The 19201-nt window shown below is 31.5% G+C and carries 19 protein-coding genes; all 19 read right to left on the bottom strand.

Annotation, left to right across the window (positions count from 1 at the left end; translation table 11 throughout):
• Positions 1–18: 18 nt before the first annotated feature.
• Positions 19–732, bottom strand: a complete 714-nt coding sequence (locus Q0975_RS21645) for a response regulator transcription factor (protein WP_027393600.1) — start codon at positions 730–732, stop codon at positions 19–21.
• Between the two features lie 3 nt (positions 733–735).
• A complete protein-coding gene (locus Q0975_RS21640) occupies positions 736–2304 on the bottom strand; it encodes a HAMP domain-containing sensor histidine kinase (protein WP_299440529.1) in 1569 nt (522 codons plus the stop codon).
• A gap of 84 nt (positions 2305–2388) precedes the next feature.
• Positions 2389–2967 (bottom strand): dephospho-CoA kinase, encoded by a 579-nt coding sequence (gene coaE / locus Q0975_RS21635; RefSeq protein WP_299440527.1) that lies wholly within the window; start codon positions 2965–2967, stop codon positions 2389–2391.
• A gap of 3 nt (positions 2968–2970) precedes the next feature.
• Positions 2971–3930, bottom strand: a complete 960-nt coding sequence (locus Q0975_RS21630; protein WP_299440525.1) for a YbbR-like domain-containing protein — start codon at positions 3928–3930, stop codon at positions 2971–2973.
• 5 nt (positions 3931–3935) lie between these two features.
• Entirely contained in the window at positions 3936–4940 is a 1005-nt protein-coding gene (locus Q0975_RS21625) for a glycosyltransferase (protein WP_299440524.1), read from the bottom strand.
• A gap of 142 nt (positions 4941–5082) precedes the next feature.
• On the bottom strand, positions 5083–5901 hold the full coding sequence (locus Q0975_RS21620) for an SDR family oxidoreductase (protein WP_299440522.1): 819 nt from the start codon (positions 5899–5901) through the stop codon (positions 5083–5085).
• An 83-nt stretch (positions 5902–5984) separates the two neighbouring features.
• A complete protein-coding gene (gene recN, locus Q0975_RS21615) occupies positions 5985–7640 on the bottom strand; it encodes a DNA repair protein RecN (RefSeq protein WP_299440520.1) in 1656 nt (551 codons plus the stop codon).
• A 77-nt stretch (positions 7641–7717) separates the two neighbouring features.
• The gene (locus Q0975_RS21610; protein WP_299440518.1) at positions 7718–8605 is read right to left on the bottom strand and encodes a DUF4835 family protein; all 888 of its coding nucleotides are present in this window, start codon (positions 8603–8605) and stop codon (positions 7718–7720) included.
• Positions 8598–9812 (bottom strand): bifunctional phosphopantothenoylcysteine decarboxylase/phosphopantothenate--cysteine ligase CoaBC, encoded by a 1215-nt coding sequence (coaBC, locus tag Q0975_RS21605; protein WP_299440516.1) that lies wholly within the window; start codon positions 9810–9812, stop codon positions 8598–8600. Before coaBC ends, Q0975_RS21610 begins: the two co-directional genes overlap by 8 nt.
• A gap of 3 nt (positions 9813–9815) precedes the next feature.
• Positions 9816–10148, bottom strand: coding sequence for a DNA-directed RNA polymerase subunit omega (locus tag Q0975_RS21600; protein ID WP_118456596.1), 333 nt, complete (start codon positions 10146–10148; stop codon positions 9816–9818).
• A gap of 15 nt (positions 10149–10163) precedes the next feature.
• A complete protein-coding gene (gene bamD, locus Q0975_RS21595; RefSeq protein ID WP_299440514.1) occupies positions 10164–10955 on the bottom strand; it encodes an outer membrane protein assembly factor BamD in 792 nt (263 codons plus the stop codon).
• Between the two features lie 122 nt (positions 10956–11077).
• Entirely contained in the window at positions 11078–12007 is a 930-nt protein-coding gene (locus Q0975_RS21590; RefSeq protein WP_299440512.1) for an ion channel, read from the bottom strand.
• Between the two features lie 9 nt (positions 12008–12016).
• Positions 12017–12892 (bottom strand): 4-hydroxy-tetrahydrodipicolinate synthase, encoded by an 876-nt coding sequence (dapA, locus tag Q0975_RS21585; protein ID WP_299440510.1) that lies wholly within the window; start codon positions 12890–12892, stop codon positions 12017–12019.
• 1 nt (position 12893) lies between these two features.
• On the bottom strand, positions 12894–13418 hold the full coding sequence (locus Q0975_RS21580) for a hypothetical protein (RefSeq protein ID WP_299440508.1): 525 nt from the start codon (positions 13416–13418) through the stop codon (positions 12894–12896).
• Positions 13419–14348: 930 nt separating this feature from the next.
• Positions 14349–15044 (bottom strand): hypothetical protein, encoded by a 696-nt coding sequence (locus Q0975_RS21575; RefSeq protein WP_299440506.1) that lies wholly within the window; start codon positions 15042–15044, stop codon positions 14349–14351.
• 19 nt (positions 15045–15063) lie between these two features.
• Complete coding sequence (locus tag Q0975_RS21570; RefSeq protein WP_299440504.1) at positions 15064–15720, bottom strand: hypothetical protein; 657 nt, start codon at positions 15718–15720, stop codon at positions 15064–15066.
• 161 nt (positions 15721–15881) lie between these two features.
• Entirely contained in the window at positions 15882–16565 is a 684-nt protein-coding gene (locus Q0975_RS21565) for a lysoplasmalogenase family protein (protein ID WP_299440502.1), read from the bottom strand.
• Positions 16566–16567: 2 nt separating this feature from the next.
• Positions 16568–18559 (bottom strand): NAD-dependent DNA ligase LigA, encoded by a 1992-nt coding sequence (gene ligA, locus Q0975_RS21560; protein WP_299440500.1) that lies wholly within the window; start codon positions 18557–18559, stop codon positions 16568–16570.
• Positions 18560–18609: 50 nt separating this feature from the next.
• Entirely contained in the window at positions 18610–19200 is a 591-nt protein-coding gene (locus Q0975_RS21555; RefSeq protein WP_299440498.1) for a TIGR00730 family Rossman fold protein, read from the bottom strand.
• Position 19201 lies beyond the last annotated feature (1 nt).

The raw sequence follows: 19201 nt of genomic DNA, 5'->3' as shown, positions 1-19201 counted from the left end.
ATAGTAAGTTACCGTTAATTATGATTCATCACTTCGTACCACAAGTCTAAATCCTTCTCCGTGGATATTTAAAATTTCCACATTTTCGTCTTTCTTTAAATACTTTCTTAGCTTAGCAATGTAAACATCCATACTTCGAGAAGTAAAATAGTTATCATCTCTCCAAATTTTAGTAAGCGCTAACTCTCTAGGCATCAAATCATTAAGATGCAGTGCTAATAATCGTAATAATTCATTCTCCTTAGGAGATAATTTTATAGGATCTTCTTCTCTAAACGTTAAAAATCTAAGTTTAGAATTAAGGTGGAATCCACCAATTTTAAATTCAAATTGTTTACTATCAGCAACAGATTCTGTACTCTTACGTTGCATGATTGCTTGTATCTTCATCAGTAGAACTTCGCTATCAAATGGCTTATTTAAATAATCGTCTGCTCCTACTTTATATCCTTTTAAGACATCTTCTTTCATAGCTTTCGCTGTTAAGAAAATGATAGGAACTTCTTCATTCTTATCCCTGATTTCTTTTGCTAATGTGAATCCATCCTTATAAGGCATCATTACATCCAGAATACACATATCATAATCATCCTTTTTGAACTTTTCGAAGCCTTCCATACCATTTTTGGCATGTACAACATCATAATCATTCATAACAAGATAATCCTTTAGTACTGTTCCAAAGTTCGGATCATCTTCTACAAGCAAAATCTTTTTGTTTTCTGTTTCCATATTTTAAGATATTAACGGTAATTTAGTTATAAATGTGGAGCCTTTTCCCCGTTCACTCTCCACCCATATTTGACCATGATGGTCGTCTATAATTCGTTTTACATATGTTAGTCCAAGTCCGTGGCCTTTTACATTGTGTAAATCTCCAGTATGTTCTCTAAAAAACTTCTCAAAGATTTTTTTCTGAGCTACTTTACTCATTCCAACTCCCTGATCACGTATTTTAAGTACAATACTATTTTTCACATTTTCTGTATAAATATCAATTTTTGGTGCTTCTTCCGAATACTTAATTGCATTATCCAAAACATTCACTATTACATTAGTCATATGACTATCATTTGCCAAAATAGAAGATTTAAGCGCTCCTAAATGCGTTTTTATATAGCCTTCTCTATTTTCCACTATCAAAGAAACGTGTGTTATCGCATCCTCTATAATATCATGCAATTCAAGCGGTTCTTTCTTAATATTCAGCTCATTTTTCTCAAGCTGCGATATTCGTAAAACATTTTCTACCTGCGTTAGCATTCTTTTATTCTCTTCCCGAATCATAGTCATATAACGCTTCAACTTATCTTGATCATCTGCTATTTTAGGGTTTTTAATAGCATCTAATGCCAGATTAATCGTAGCTATAGGCGTTTTAAGCTCATGAGTCATATTATTAATAAAATCAGTCTTTATCTGTGATATCTGTCGTTGCTGCAACAGCTGAGATAAAGCACTTGAATATGCTACTACAATAACCAACGTAAAAATTACGGACAAAATTGCCATTCCTTTAATAGTCGATAATATATATCTATTCTTACCTGTAAAATTCACATATAACTGATACAGGCTTGAACCATCCTCATTATTTACAAAAAGAGGTACAGCAAAAGTATTACCATCACTTTCATTTGCACTAAAATCATCAGAACGTACACGAGTAGCCAAAGCATTACTATATATGGCATACTCAAAATCAACCTTCATATCACGCTCAGCTAATTCCTTCTTAAGCAATTTCTTAACCTCTTCTTTCTTCACCCTTCGATGAATAGGAATAAAATTTGCAAGTTGATTGATTACAATTTCGTAATCTTTTCTTTGCAAATCAGTAAGCGCACTCAATCTATCCGATTTCGATTTAGATCTTTGCTTTGTTTGATAACTCTGCTTTTTATCATCAATTAGCTCAGCATTCCGATTTAAAATATCTTTTAATCTTACAGTATCAATATTAAAATCTATAAACGAAGAAAACAGCTTAGAATCTTCTTCTAAAACACCATCACCAAAAGCAAACGATCCTTTATCAAAACCTATGTCTAAGAGCTGCTGTATTGTTTTATTATCAGGCTGTTTTATACTGTCTAAAATATCCTGTAAGGGATAATACATTTCCTCAAATTCCCTATATTCAATCTTATTAGAAACAGAAATCAATATTTGCTTTGCATTAAAAGAAAACTGCTCTCTGTTATTCTCTACTGTATTCTGAATCCAATAACCCTGAACAAAAATAATCCCTATTAATGACAAACTCATCAAGAGGATTAACAATGCGAATAACCTTTTATTCATAGGTCAAAAGTAAGACTTTAACATTTAGCTACTTTAGGGTTTAACCAAATGTTAACAAAATGAAAGATTAGGAAAATATCGCAATCAAAGGATAACTTTATTATGGATTTTTTTAACTTGAAGCCAAGTTTCTTCTAATTTCGTATTAATAATCACGAAATCTGCTAATGGAATCTTTTTAGAGTCTTCCCATTGATTCTTTAATCTGGCAAGAACTTGTGATTTTGTAGTATTATCTCTTTTTAAAACCCTTTCTATTCTTGTTTCCTTTGGAGCAGTTACCAGAACTGTATAATCACACTGTTTATATCCACCATTTTCAAACAGGATAGCGGCTTCCTTTATAACATAGTTTGATTTTTGTTCGTTTTTCCAGGCAATAAAATGAGTCGCCACCGCAGGATGAACAATCGCATTAAGTTTTCCTAAAAGCTCTTTGTCATTAAAAACTTTGTCAGCAATAAATGGACGGTTTAATTCTCCCTTAATATAAGATTTTGTGCCTAATAAATCTTTAATCTGATTTTTTATGTTGACATCTTCATTCATCATTTTTTTTGCCTCATCATCTGCAATGTAAATAGGCACTCCAAGCTTCGCAAACATTTTAGCAACAGTTGATTTTCCACTTCCTATGCCACCTGTTAGTCCTATTACTTTCATAACTTAATTCAAGATTACAAATTGAACTTGTTTGTCCTGTAAACGAACATCGTGAATCGAAGTTGGCATGTCTATTAATTCCAAAATTAAAAAAGAGCTATCCTCTGAAACCTTATTATAATCAGCAACCACCTTAAAATCTCTCAGGCTTATTTCATTATATTTATCAAGCCCAACTCTATAAACTACTCTAACCTCTTTTGGAAAAATTTTAATTTCTTTTCCTTCAGGAATATTCATTAACGTTATAGGAATTTCTTGACTTCCTTCCGTAAATTTACTAACAGCAATAATAGCCGTTACTTCTTTGGGAACAACTTCAATTCTGGGAGGTAAACTGTCAATTTTAACGGGTAAGGTTGTTTTATAATCAGTATTCAAACCTTCTAGTTTTAAATTCTCTGTAGCTACATAATTGATAGTGTCTATAATTCTTTTAGGGCCACTTATCGTAATTGAATCTGGCGATAAAACCACACCTTTATCACTACCATATCCAGGAGCATACTGTAGTTCTTTAGATATTCTTATTGGAATTTTCTTTTCTAGATTAATATCTAACTTTACTTTTAAAGTATCTTTTTGAACAGAAAGTATCCTACCTTTAAAATTTAATTTACCTTTTAAAGATTCGTTGGGTTTATCAATATAAAAATAATAGTCACTTGTTGCTGTTTCTAATGCATTAGCCATATCAAATTGCAACTGAGGTTTACTCCAAGTATGATTTATTAATCTAAATCCATTACCATTAAGTATTAGTTTTAATGTTTGATCACTATCATCATGTAAAATTCTATCTTCGGGTATATTGGTATACTGAATATCGACCTCTATTTCTTTAGTATAGTTTTTAGAGAATTGTGTAAAAAGCCACAAAAGCGAGGTTAATGTCAAAAAAAACAGAAACGTTTTGACATTATTTCTTTTTAAAGAAAATCTACTCAATTTAGTTTTGGACATAGGCATTACTTTGAAAAAAACAGCTTTTTAAATTTCTGTTCAGGAACTTTTTTCAATAGATGAATATAATAATAAGATTTTAGGAATCCTTTTCCATAGCCATAAAATTGCACCAACACCGCTATAATCGACTGAAAACCAACAGACAAACTATTGTGGTTTATTGTTGCATTTACGAAAATAACAACGAAATACAGTATCCATAGCATTATGAAATACCAGTATCCGAAAAAAGCAGCAATAATAGAAAACATTGAATATGCTACAAAAAGGGTTGGAAACCAATAGGTAATCTTTGATGTTTCTGGATGCCATAAGTTAAGAATTGGTCGTACCAATCCAAATTTATTAACCTGCATATAAAATTTATCCCATGAGATTCTTCTTTTATGAAACACTTTCGCATCAGGTATCAGTGCCGTTTCATATCCTAATTTCCAAAGCCTAATAGTAAGGTCTGGATCTTCGCCAGGATGGATGTTCCCAAAACCTTCAGAAGCTTTAAAAGCTTCTTTTGATATCCCCATATTAAAACTTCTAGGTTGAAACTTGCCCAGCGTATTTTTTCGCCCTCTTATTCCTCCCGTTGTAAGGTATGAAGTCATACTGAAACTTATAGCTTTTTGTAGATTAGAGAAGTCTTCATGCGCATCATCAGGACCTCCAAAACAATGTACAAAGTTTTTAGATAAGAAATCCTCTACTTTAGCTAAGTAATCCTTAGGCAATATTACATCACTATCAAGAATTAGAAAGTAGTCTCCTTTTGCTATACGCATTCCATAATTACGGGAATCTCCTGGACCTGTATTAGGTTTTTGATAATAACTAATTTGTAACTTATTTTCATAAGTTTTAATTATACTTTCTGAAGTTTCTGACGAACCATCTTCAATGATTACTATTTCATAAGGCTTGTCATAATCCAATTCAGTCATACTACTCAATAACTCATCTATTTCATGAGGTCTATTATACACAGGTACAATAAAAGAAAAGGAAATATTCATAGGAACAAAGGTAAGTAAACAAAAGATCCTACCATAAATTGATATTAGTATTTTAATCCTTTGTAGATCTAAGTTATTGATATAAAAAAAGCCTAATTCTAGTTGAATCAAGCTTTTTACTTACGCTATCTTATATGTTTTTTTATTCTTCGTCTACAAATTTCTCCATCACCATCTGGCTAACTCCCATATTAGAGAATCCTCCGTCATGATATAAATTTTGTAACGTTACTTTCTTAGTCAAATCAGAAAATAATGTAATTGTATAATCCGCACAATCTTCGGCAGAAGCATTACCTAATGGTGACATCTTATCAGCATATTCAATAAATCCATCAAACCCCTTTACTCCTTTCCCAGCTGTTGTTGCTGTTGGCGATTGCGAAATAGTATTTACTCTTACCTTTTTCTCACGTCCAAAGAAATATCCAAAACTACGCGCTATAGATTCTAGATATGCCTTATTATCTGCCATATCATTATAATCCGGAAATACTCGCTGAGCAGCCATGTATGTAAGCGCTACAATACTTCCCCATTCATTCATTGCTTCTTTTTTAAACAATGTCTGCATTGTTTTATGAAATGAAAGCGCTGAAACATCCCAGCCTTTTTCACTCCAATCATAATTAAGATCTGTATAATGACGTCCTTTTCTTACATTAACTGACATCCCGATAGAATGTAAAACAAAATCAAGTTTACCTCCCAATATCTCCACTGATTTTTCAACAAGATTTTCTAAATCTTCTAACGAGGTCGCATCGGCAGGTATAATCTCAGAATTTGTTTTTTCTGCTAAGTCTTTAATAGCTCCCATACGCATAGCAACTGGAGCATTAGTAAGTACAAAGGTTCCACCTTCTTCAAAAACACGTTCTGCTGTCTTCCAAGCTATTGAATTTTCATCAAGTGCACCGAAAATTATCCCTCTTTTACCTTTTAATAAATTGTATGACATTTAATCGTAAATTATAAAATGATTTTATGAATGGTAAAGATAACAAAACGACCTAAACCAAAACTATACTCTACAAATTTTAGTTAATTATGTAACAATGATTTTGCGTGAGTTAATGCAGAATCAGAAATATTTTTCCCACCAATCATCTCAGCTATCTCGCGAATTCTCTCATCCTCATTTAACAACTTTAACCTAGTAACCGTCGAATTATTTACATCTTCTTTAAAAACTTTATATTGACTTTGTCCATTTGCCGCTATCTGAGGTAAATGTGTGATACTAAAAACCTGAAGATTCTTACTCATTGTCATCATCAAATCTGCCATCTTATGAGCAATTTCGCCCGAAACTCCAGTGTCTATTTCATCAAAAATAATTGTTGGTAATTGTGTATATCTAGAAAGTATTGCTTTTATCGCTATCATAATCCTAGATAATTCTCCACCAGAAGCTACTTTCTTTAACTCTCCATAAGATCCTCCTTTATTTGCAGAGAATAAGAATTTAAGTTCTTCTTTTCCATTAGCAAGATATTTTTCTTGTAACTCTAATGAGGTTTCAAACGTGGCATTTGTCATGCCCAAAGCTTTTAGAATATCCTCTAGCTCCGAAACCAGTTTAGGTAATGCTTTTGTTCTTTTTTTATGAATTTTAATAGCCACTTCATCTAATTGAACTTTTGTAGTTGCTATCTCTTTTTTAAGTTTTTCGATATCTCCGGAAAGAGATTCTGTTTTCGCTACTTTTTCCTGAAGTTCTTCTTTTATTTTTATAAGCTCATCGATTGATGATACCGCATGCTTTGTTTGAAGATTATGTAATATTTGCAATCTCTGGCCAACTTCTTCTAATTGCTCAGGATCAGCTTCTAGCCTCTCTAATTCATTCTGCAATGAATCATTTACATCCTCCAACTCAATATATATACTTTGTATTCTATCTGATAATTCTTTTAACGCTCCCGAATACGGAGCTATTTTAGAAATATTAGCCTTAATAGTATTCAAAAGATCAGAAACTCCTATTTCTTCTGAAGAAATCAAGGAAACTGAGCCAGACAATCGCTCTTGTATTTCCTCAATATTAATTAGTGTTTCATATCGCTCTTCTAGCTCTGCTAGTTCTCCTGGTTTAAGTTTTGCTTCTTCTAACTCATTTAGCAAAAAAGAATTATAATCGTACTCTTTGGTAAATTCTTGCTGGCTTTCGATAAGAGCTCTTTCTTCTTTTTCTTTCTGCTTAAGCAACCCTAAACCCCTCTTATATGATTTTATTTCTCTTGCAGACTCTGACAATGCATCCAATACTTCAAACTGAAAGTCATTAGTAGTTACTTCTAATGTTTGATGCTGACTATGAATATCTATTAATTGTAATCCTAATTTATTTAAAGATTGTAGCGTGACTGGTGTGTCATTAATAAATGCTCTTGATTTACCAGATGGTAAGATCTCTCTTCTGATAATTGTTTCGGTTTCGTAATCTAAATCTTCTTCTTCAAAAAAAGCATTAAGTTCATACTTTTCTATATTAAAAACGCCTTCTATAGTACATTTCACAGCACTATTTTTAACGCTACTTAGATCTGCTCTTTTTCCTAACAAAAGTCCTAAAGCACCTAAAAGTAAAGATTTACCTGCTCCAGTTTCTCCTGTAATCGTAATCAAACCGGTATCAAAAGAAACCTGTAGTTGTTCAATTAAAGCGAAGTTTTTTATCGAAAGACTTCTTAACAAAGGATAGTGATATTTTAGTTGTTCATAAAAGGAAGTAAATATACTATAGTTTTAAAAAGATTTCAAAAAAAGAAAAATTAAAACTTAATCTCTGCCCAATTACTAGCATATGTTGGAGCTATTCTTCCTAATATTGCAATTGTCTCTGCAATATTAACAGAAGGTCCTCCAGAAAGTATTCCTGCTACCTCATCTGCTTTGGCATCAAAAAACACTCTCATAATATACGAATTAGGTCTGGTTCTATGTAACCCCTCTAATGTCTTCATTGATTCCAATATAGACTCTTTTCCTTTTTTGAGATCATTATTCATTATATCGAGTCCTTCTCTATGATATGTATATAAAGCAGATCTATATCCATCAAAAGTACCTGATAACAAATCGTCATTTAATCTAAATCTCGTCTGCGGACCATCTTGCCCATTCCAACCCAAAGTATTACTTCCTTGAGCATTACCTACTATATTTTTAGCTTCCTGATAATAATTAGTACCAGAATTAAGTTCAAAAGTATCAGCATCAACTCCCAATATTGTATACAAATAAAAGGCTACAACAGAAATTAGATTGGATTCAAAATTATTAGGATTATAATTTAGAGGCTGAAATTCCAGATATTGAAAATTAAACTGTTTATCATTAATATTTAGAATTGTTGTCTTATAATTAGACCCATAAACAGGCCTTGAAGCTTGCACCTGAACCGTTGCAGTAAAACTATCATTAGTATTACCAAGAATATTTATAAAAAAACTACAATTGATCCTTTCTTCTGTACGATACTCTAACTCAGTCCATTTATTATTATTAATAAACTCTGCAACTGAACGTTCGAGTGTTTTGAAAACTTGTAAATTAGGATTCCCTGTTTGCTCCGCATTCACTACTACCGTAGCATTAAACTCCTGAGCATTAAGTGAGATACCACATAAAAGCGTTATAAAAAGAAAAAGTCTAAACATTACGTAGTTCCTTAATTTCATTAAAAATATCCTGTGCAACCTCTGTTTTGGTTTTTAATTCAAACGCTTTAATTTCAAATTTATGATTAATCAGTGTAACTTTATTAGTTTGTCCTTTAAAACCTGCTCCTTTATCATTAAGAGAATTAAGGACAATAAGATCTAGGTTCTTCTTTTTTAGTTTGTTTTTTGCATTCTCCTCTTCATTTTCTGTTTCTAAAGCAAACCCCACCAAAAATTGATTCTTTTTCACAGATCCCATCCAATTTAGAATGTCAGTTGTACGTTCTAACTCTATAGAAAAACTACTATCTGATTTTTTTATTTTTTGATCTGAGATGTTCTTAGGTCTATAATCCGCAACCGCTGCAGAAGCAATAGCAATGTCACAAGTATCAAATTCTTTTGTAACCGCTTCATACATGGATGCTGCGCTTACAACAGGTACTACATTAATAAAATCATGAGTAACCTTTAATGAAGAAGGACCTAAAACCAACGTTACCTGCGCTCCAAGATTGGCTGCAGATTTAGCTAATTCTATTCCCATTTTTCCGCTAGAATGATTTCCAATAAACCTAACAGGATCAATCGCTTCGAACGTTGGACCTGCAGTTATTAAAACTTTCTGGCCTTTTAAAGGTAGTTTTCCTAAAATATTATCTTCTATAAAACTAACTATAGTGGAAGGTTCTGCCATTCTTCCTTGCCCCACTAATCCACTAGCCAATTCTCCAGATTCTGCAGGAATCATAATATTCCCAAACTCTTGAAGTTTATTAAAGGTTTCGTGTGTGGATGGATGATTGTACATATCCAAATCCATTGCCGGAGCAAAGTAAACCGGACATTTTGCAGATAAATAAGTAGCCAACAGTAAGTTATCACTATTACCTGTTGACATTTTAGACAAAGTGTTAGCCGTTGCAGGAGCAATGACCATTATATCTGCCCATAGTCCAAGCTCTACATGATTATTCCATTCTGCATTTTCATCTTCTTCATTATAAAAAGAAGAATGCACTGGATTCTTTGACAAAGTAGATAATGTAAGTGGTGTTACAAAATCTTTGGCAACAGGGGTCATAACGACTTTAACTTCTGCCCCAGATTTAATAAAAAGGCGTACCAATGAAGCCGTTTTGTATGCGGCAATACCAGCGGTAACACCTATAAGAATTTTTTTACCACCTAATATTGATGACATACTTTATAAAGATTCCGAGTCTGTCTTTGTATTTCTGTAGTATATTTTACCATCTAACCATTCTTGCGCAGCAAGAGAGTGAGGTTTAGGCAATCTTTCATAGAATTTAGAAACTTCTATCTGTTCTTTGTTTTCAAAGATTTCCTCTAAACTATCATTATAAGTAGCAAATTCATCTAATTTCTCTAAAAGCTCTTTTTTAATATCAGTATTAATTTGGTTCGCTCTTTTAGATATTACAGAAATTGCCTCATAGATATTATCTGTAGGTTGATCTACCAAGTTCTTATCTATAGTAGTAGTATTTACAGGTGCATTACTTTTTTTCAAATCCATCTTCTCCTAATATTTCTATTTAATTTTTTCTAATCTTGATTTTATATCTTCTGATATTTCTTCAGCATCGGCAGTAAACTCACCTTCTTTATAATATTTTTTATAATTATTGTAATAATCATCAGCTAATTCTAATCTCTCTTTTATATATACCTCATAACTACCAATAGCCAATAAATACTGAGATTCTAGCTTGTAATATAATGCTTTTTCTCTAAAAGAAGATCCTGGGTAATCAATTAAGTAATTATCAAAAGATTTTATAGCTACTTTATAACTTTCTCTATGATGATGCTGCTTAGCAATCTCAAAAGCTTTCCTTTCTTTTTTATTTCTTAGTTCCGCTACTAATTTATTAGCTTCTTCTAAATTTTCACTCTCCGGAAAAGCATTGATATATGCCTGAAGTTTTTCTAAAGCTTCATCTGTTTCTTTCTGATCTAAGCTATATCTTGGAGATAGATAATAATAACTCTTAGCTCCTTTATATGCCGCTTCTTCTCTTTTATCACTATTAGGATACGATTTAGCAAATCTTTCAAACTGATATCCCGCGAGATAATAATCTTCTAAATTATAATAGGTATCAGAATAATAATACATTACTCTTTCTGCCTGCGGTTTCCCTCTAAATTGAGGAACAATCTGTTCAAATAAACGAAGTGCCTTTTTATACTTTCCTTCTTTATATAACTCTTCCGCTAACTTATATTTAGGTCCGACTTCTTCCTCTTTAAGCACTTTTTGATACTCACTACAAGAACCAAAGGTTAACACAAAAGTCAGCAAAAACAATAATCTCTTCATATCTTAAAAAACATCTGGCAAAAATAGATATTTCTACCGTATTACAAAAACTTTAATTCATCTATTAAATAACTAAAAAAAGACCTGCTTGTTGCAAAATAAAAAAGAAAAAAGAAAAACACTTAACCGTTTGATTCATACGATTTTGTACCACCTATCTTATCATGATCTAAAATAGTATACCCATCATCATCATAATGAAATGCTGGAACGAACCTCTCATCTAATTTTAAATTACTCAACACATACGAATGTATCTGATGCACTTCTTGTGCAAAAGACTCATCATAGTATGTAACTAATATTAAAATTTCTCCGTGTAAACTAGACAGATCTTCTCTATGAAATTCTGCTAAAGGACTAGATTCATTAATTGGATGTACTATTGTCCAAGTGGTTGGAAGATAGGTTATTTCATTTCTTTCTAATTTCAAATTATAAAAGTTATTTACATATTTTTTATTTTTAGATTTCTGTGATAATGATAATGTAACTTCTACTTTTGGACGAATCATCACATTAGTACTTTTACTCATTAATCTAAACATAATGCAATCCACCGCATTATGTTCTCTAAGAACCATTACTTCACTAAATTTAATGCTCGATTTAGGTTTAGAGAATCTTCCATATAATAAACCTGTAATAAAGGAGAAGCTTAACAAACCTATCAAAGCTTCAAAAGAAGAAATTATACCAAAAACTACTCCTTTTGGAGCCATAGCTCCATACCCTACAGTGGTAACTGTCTGGGCAGAAAAAAAGAAAGCTTTAAGAAAATCTCTAAATACATTACCTGTAGGCTCTGTAATGGCCGAAATTCCAATGGCTATATATATCAAAGCAAATATTGAATTTATTGCGACATATCCTAATAGAACCCAACCAAAGAATTTTGTCCAAGTAATATTAATCAAGTAGTTATAGCTTCTTGAAATAGAAGTACGTCTATTTACATGTTTGATATTAAAAGAACCATCAGGATTAATAAACCGTTTAGCTTGTTTATCGGAAGATAGGCCAATACCAGGATCTTTTATTTTTTTAGCCATGAAAATTCACTAGTTATTCTTTATAAACTCTTCTATTTTAGCTGCTAATTTATTAGAAACTGGAATCAGAGGTAATCTTAGATGATCATCACAAATACCTTTTACTTTTAAAACATTCTTAATTCCTGCTGGATTACCTTCTTCAAAAGCATAGTCTAAAGCTGGTAACATTTTATATAGGATAGCGAATGCTTTTTTTGTTTCTCCAGAAAGCCCTAAACGAATCATTTCTGAAAACTCTTTAGGAAATCCTTGACCAACCACACTAATAACTCCATCTCCTCCAGCTGCAACAGCAGGTAATGCCAGTGCATCATCTCCCGAGATCACCAAAAAATCCTCAGGTCTGTCTTTTAGGATTTTTAATACTTGTGTAAAATCACCAGTCGCTTCTTTAATCCCTATGATTTTATCTAATTTTGATAATCTAAGCGTTGTCTCAGCTGTCATATTAACTCCTGTTCGCGATGGAACATTGTACAGTAAAACAGGTAAAGGCGCTTCATCATTAATTGCTTTATAATGTTGATAAATTCCTTCTTGACTCGGTCTATTATACATAGGAACTACAGAAAGTATCGCATCAAAAGACGATACATCTGTTTCTTTCATCTCTTGTAAAATAGCTCCTGTATTATTGCCTCCTATACCAATAACAAGAGGTAATCTTTTATTATTTACTTTTATAATGTATGCTACTAAGTTCTTTTTTTCTTCTTTAGAAAGTGTTGCTGATTCGGCTGTAGTCCCTAAAACCACTAAATACTCTACTCCACCGTCGACACAAAATTCCACTAACGATCCAACACCACTATAATCAATTGAACCATCATTATTAAAAGGTGTTGCCAATGCCACACCAGTTCCTTTCAGAAAAGCACTCATATTATATAATCTGTAAAATTTTTAAATATTTTTTTAATTCGGAAATAAAAAGGTTTGTGTTTTGATCTGCAGAACCTATTACTAAATCATTGATACGATTATCGATTTCTGCAAAACCAACTTTAAACTTAGCCTTTGACGCCGCAGCAACATAATCCAATTCTAGTTTACTTTCGGAATAAAAGTTAATCAAAACATCATAATCCTTATTAATAAATTCATTCAAAGAATTACTTTTAACAGATCCACTCATTCCAAAACTTTTGTCATTATAATAAGCTGCATCTTTATCGTCAGAAATTTCTTTTTGATCTTCTTTATAGCCCATTACTTTTAGTCGTTCTGACTTTACTCCTAATTCATTAGCTAACTTAACTACTGATAGCACATTAACAGACTGAGAAGCATCGATTAGTACGGCTAAGCTTTTTATACTTGAAACCTCTTTAGTCTGAGGTTTTCTTTTTTTTATATAAGATTCAATGCTTTTTTTTAACGCATTTCGTTTAAGACCCTTTAAAATCATTTATTAAAAAGATTAAGACACAAATGTAGCCATTTTACATTTTAAAAGTATGCTGTAGTGATCAAGAAAAAAAGAAAAGTAACAAAGTATTTAACTTTTAGTTATTTAAATAACAATACGCTCTAATCTGTTTTATTATGCGATTAATTTATTCTATTAAATCTTAAAAATAGTTCCCTTCCTTATATTCTGAATCTATTGGTTTTACATCAAGAAGAAATTTCGTAAAAAAATAAAGCCCTATAATTTCTACAATATTAATTAATACGGTAAAAATTCTATTATAATAATAAAAATCATTAATCAACAATAATGCTGTTACAAAAAGACAGCAGCTTGCGGTGATAAACAATCTGAAATTACCATGAAATTCATCTATTAAATAAATAAAAAAACATGTACTAACAAAGATTAAAAGTGCTATTAGTATTAAAAAAAATGAAACTATATAATCTTGTAGTTTCGGCAATACCAAGGTAGATATTTCGAAAGTTAAGTATCCTATTAGGATGAAACTAATCATAATCGGAAACGTAAACAACTTCTTTAAGTTAATGTCCTTCAAACTTATATAGTTTTTCAATAACATCATACAAAAAAAATAGAAGGTTATAATTGCTACAGCAACTTGATGAAAATATTTCCCAAAATCACAATAGACAAAAGTATCATTAACCATTATAACTAACATACTAAGTATAAAATAAAATTTTAATGACCTCTTTAAATAAATTAATCCAATAAGTCCTAAAGACATCGGAACTAAAGGCTTAACATACACCAAATGTAACTTTTCGCAAAACACTGCTACAAGCACAACAACCAGAAAAGAGAGATAAAACAATAAATATGTACCCTTAATACCTTTCAACACTGATAACGTTTTATGAATTTTACACCTGCTTAAGATATTAAAATTCAATAACTAAATCAGAAAAACTCTACACTATCAGGTTTTAAATCGTTCTGCTCGATAAAAAACTTAATTAAAAAATAATGACCAAAGAGTTGCAAAACATTTGTTATAACTACAAAAACATCTAAATAAACATACAACTTATTAAGTATGGTGACAATATTCACAATAAGAAAACAGGAAGCGGCAATCATCAAGGATGAGCTGACTACAGTTTTGCTATTCAGATAAATATAATAGCAAAAACCAATAAACAATACAAATAACACAATTAAGATATTAAGATATAGTTGATCATTACTAATGTTTACAGAAATCATATCAGCTACAGAATACACCACGTATACAATCAATACCATTGTAATTACTAACTGTATCGTAAAAATTCTCTTAAGCTGTATTTTGACCTTCTGAAGGCTTTTCCATAATAATATCATATTTAAGGAATAATAGAATGAAGCAAGAATGTTTATCACTCTAAAATACCCTTTGAAATCTATAACGGACAAGATTTCCGCTATTAAAATCAACAGTAGTGCCAATAACACTAAATAATTTACTTTTTTCACTTCTACTACATAAAAAAAAGAAACAGCACTGACAACCAAAGTTTTAGAATAAATCAACCAATCTTGCTTAAAAACAGACACTAGCAACAATAACGCGCCTGAAATATACAATAACTGGTATGCTAGTTTTCTTTTATTCAATAGTATCCTGATTTACAATTCAAAACCCTTCAAACTCTTCGGATTTTAGATATTTATATTTAGTAATCATATAATTCATTAAAAAAATAAGTGCTAATGGAACACAAATCAACCTAATCAATTTTAATTCTGTTGATTGAAGATAAAACTCATCAATTAATAGAATAAAATCACTAAACGAAAAATTTAGCATCGCTAAAAAAAACCATAACGACTTCTCTGATCTGATATTTATATAATGCATTGCCCCAACAATAAGCAAGACATAGAGTAATGATAAATGAAGAAACCCTATTAGGCTTACATCCTTCATCGGCTCCCTAATAACCGAATATGTAATAAAAAATATAACTGTATATAATGAGCTTCCTAATACTAAAGTAAAAACATCCCTCCTATTATATTTAAAAGATTTATGATTGTAATACAAGAAATAGAACAACATAATGTATCCAATTATATTAATCAGCATTCTATGTTTTACAGTAACTATATCACTTATCGAATTAATCAATTCTGAAGCAAAAAACACAAAAAGAACAAGAATATGTAAGAATTTTATTTTCTTACTACTCCACAAATACTGTAAAATGATTGCTAAAAATAATAACGGCTTACAGAAAGTGTCTAAAAAAGGAATTCGATATATATATCCTAACACCTGTAATACAATCAAAAAAGAAATTATAAATTTTAGTAGTTTCCCCTCATTCATTAGATTTAGATGGTATAAAAAATCGGAAATATCCCCTTTTACACTCTATATTAAACAACTTTTCCTTTTGTTAATATACTAAATTCCAATCAAATAAACGAAAGTATAGGGGCTACGAAGCATTAACTCATTATTTTTAAAGGATTGGAATTCGAAATTTTAAACTTCACTAAGAAAAAAACGGCTAATAATTGATATATAGAATTGATAATCTTAAGCTCCAATGAAGGAACATAAAATCGATCTAACGCAAAACATGCATCACTGATCACAAAATTTAAAATTGCAATGGCAAACCAAAGAGATTTAGGAGACCTTATATTAATATATTGAAAAACAGCTCCAATCAATAAAGAATACAGAATAATTAAATAAGCTATTCCAAAAGGCCTTATATCTCCCATATTTTGATTCGTGACAACATATATCGCATAAGCTATCATTGTCCAAAATACAAAGAACGTTACCACATATACTGTATCAGTACTATTATACTCTAAAGGCTTATGATTCTTATACAAAAAATAAAAAAGGACAAAATAACATAATGTATAACTAAGTAAAACATACCTAAACCCATTTTCTATTCCTATAAGCAGAAATATATCTCCCAAAAAACAAAGCAATAAAACAACTACAAATAAAACATCAACTTTTTCCACATTAAACCAATACAGCATGAAAAACAAAGGCACAGTCATTGGCTTTGCATATAATTCAATAGCTGGGTTTTGCAACACAGTACTTAGAACACACAAACCCCCTGTGATTAATAGTAAGATTTTTATGAGTGTTCTTGTTTTCATTATTAAATTAAGTTAAGAAAATCATCTTCACTTATAATGGTAACTTCTAATTTATTTGCTTTTTCTAATTTGCTGGGTCCCATATTAGCTCCAGCTACAACATACGTCGTTTTAGAAGAAATGGAACTGGATACTTTACCTCCATTATCCTCTATCAACTTCTTAAGTTCATTTCGTGATACTTTTTCAAAAACTCCCGAAACCACAAATATTTGACCTTTTAACGTATCGGTTTGATTTGCCAACTTCTCTGCAGAAACTTGTAACTGAACTCCATAAGCCACAAGCCTGTTAACCAACACCTTATTAGATTCTGAATCAAAAAACTCTCGCACACTCTGAGCTATCTTAATACCTATTTCATCTACATTTACCAACTCCTCCTCTGTAGCAGTTATAATTGCATCTATAGTTTTATAATGTTTAGCTAGTTTTTTTGCTACAGTTTCTCCTACGTATCTGATCCCTAAACCAAATAATACTCTCTCAAAAGGAATCTCTTTAGATTTTGCTATTCCTTCTATCAAGTTTTCTGCACTTTTTTCAGCCATCCTCTCTAATGGAATAACTTGTTCTTTTTTCAAGTCATATAAATCAGCATAGTTGGTAATCAAATTTTCCTTTACTAACAGCGCAACCGTCTCTCCTCCTAAGCCTTCTATATCTAAAGCTTTACGCGAAATATAATGTTGTATTCTACCAATAATCTGAGGAGGACAGCCATAAACATTAGGGCAATAATGCTGTGCTTCACCTTCTTTTCTAATTAACTCTGTTTCACATTCTGGGCAAGACGATATATATTCTGTAGGAATAGAACTTTTATCTCTTTTAGTAAAGTCTACACCTATAATCTTTGGGATAATTTCGCCTCCTTTTTCCACAAAAACGGTATCCTCTATCCTAATATCAAGTTTCTCAATCTGATCCGCATTATGTAAAGAAGCTCTTTTTACTGTTGTTCCTGCTAATTGTACAGGTTTTAGATTTGCAACAGGTGTAATAGCACCAGTTCTACCAACTTGATACGTAATTTCATTAAGCTGAGTTGTTACTTGTTCTGCTTTAAATTTATAAGCCATTGCCCATCTTGGCGCTTTAGCCGTAAAGCCAAGTTCTTCTTGTTGCTGTATATCATTAACCTTGATTACTACTCCATCTGTTTCATAAGGGAGTTCTCTTCTTTTTTCATCCCAAAAATTAACAAATTCCAAAACTTCCTCTATAGAATTAGCTAAACGAGATTCTCTAGGAACTTTAAAGCCCCATTGTCTTGCTTTTTCCAAGCTTTCATATTGAGAAGAAATTCCTAATCGATCTCCCGCAAGATTATACAACAAACAATCTAAAGGACGCTTTGCTGTCTCACTGCTATCCTGAAGTTTCAAACTTCCAGAAGCTGTATTTCTAGGGTTTGCGTATGGTTCTTCTCCAGCAGCAATCCTTTGTTGGTTCATTTTTGCAAAACCTTCATACGGTAAGACTATTTCACCACGGATATCAAATTTTGGAGGGTAATCTCCTTTTAACTTAAGAGGTACAGAGTTAATAGTTTTTACATTCGTAGTTACATTATCCCCTTGAATTCCGTCTCCTCTCGTGACAGCTCGAAGTAATTCTCCATTTTCATAAGTAAGACTTATCGAAGCTCCATCATACTTAAGCTCGCAGGTATAAGTTACATCACCATCAACTAGTTTTTTTATTCTAGTTTCCCAATCCAATAAATCTTCTTTAGAATATGAGTTATCCAATGAATACATACGTTGCTCATGCACCACAGTATCAAAATTCTTAGTAACCTCTCCACCAACTCTTAAAGTAGGTGAATTGGGATCATGGAATTCAGGATGCTTTTCTTCTAACACCTGAAGTTCTTTGAGTTTCATATCAAACTCATAATCACTTATTGTGGCAGCATCTAGTACATAATAATTATGGTTATGCTGTCTTAATTCTTGTCTTAATTGATTGATTTGTTCTTCTATATTCATAGTTCTGGTATCCGTTTTTCTGGTATCAGTCTTATTCTTAAATTCTATATTTACGTTCTATCAGATTTTAACCATTTTGGTACTTGAGCTGGTTTAAACGCTATCATTTTCTGCAGTAAGCGATCTATATTATCATCTACCAACAGTAACTCATAGTTATCCGTTTTCAGAAAACCATTACGTACCATATTCTCCAACAGCTTCAATAAATCATCATAGAATCCATTAATATTTAATAAACCTATTGGCTTTTGGTGCAATCCTAATTGTGACCATGTAATAATCTCAAACAACTCCTCTAAAGTCCCAAAACCTCCAGGCAATGTAATAAATCCATCACTGAGTTCATGCATTTTCATTTTACGTTGATGCATATTATCCGTAGTCACTAATTCCGTTAATCCCAAATGAACTACTTCTTTTAGCTTAAGAAATTCAGGGATCACTCCTATTACTTTTCCTTTATGAGTAAGCGCTCCTTCTGCCACTTTACCCATAACACCAATTTTTGCGGCTCCATACACTAAAGTAATATCTTGTTGAGCCATTTTTTTTCCTAAAAGCAGCGCTTCATCTATTACTTTAATATCATTTCCTTCACTGCTTCCGCAAAAGACACAAACCGAGGTTAAGTTATTCATA

This window comes from uncultured Aquimarina sp. (assembly GCF_947500065.1).
Lineage (GTDB): Bacteria > Bacteroidota > Bacteroidia > Flavobacteriales > Flavobacteriaceae > Aquimarina.
Note: the sequence above shows the minus strand (reverse complement) of the source record. Positions and strands in the feature narration are given on the sequence as shown.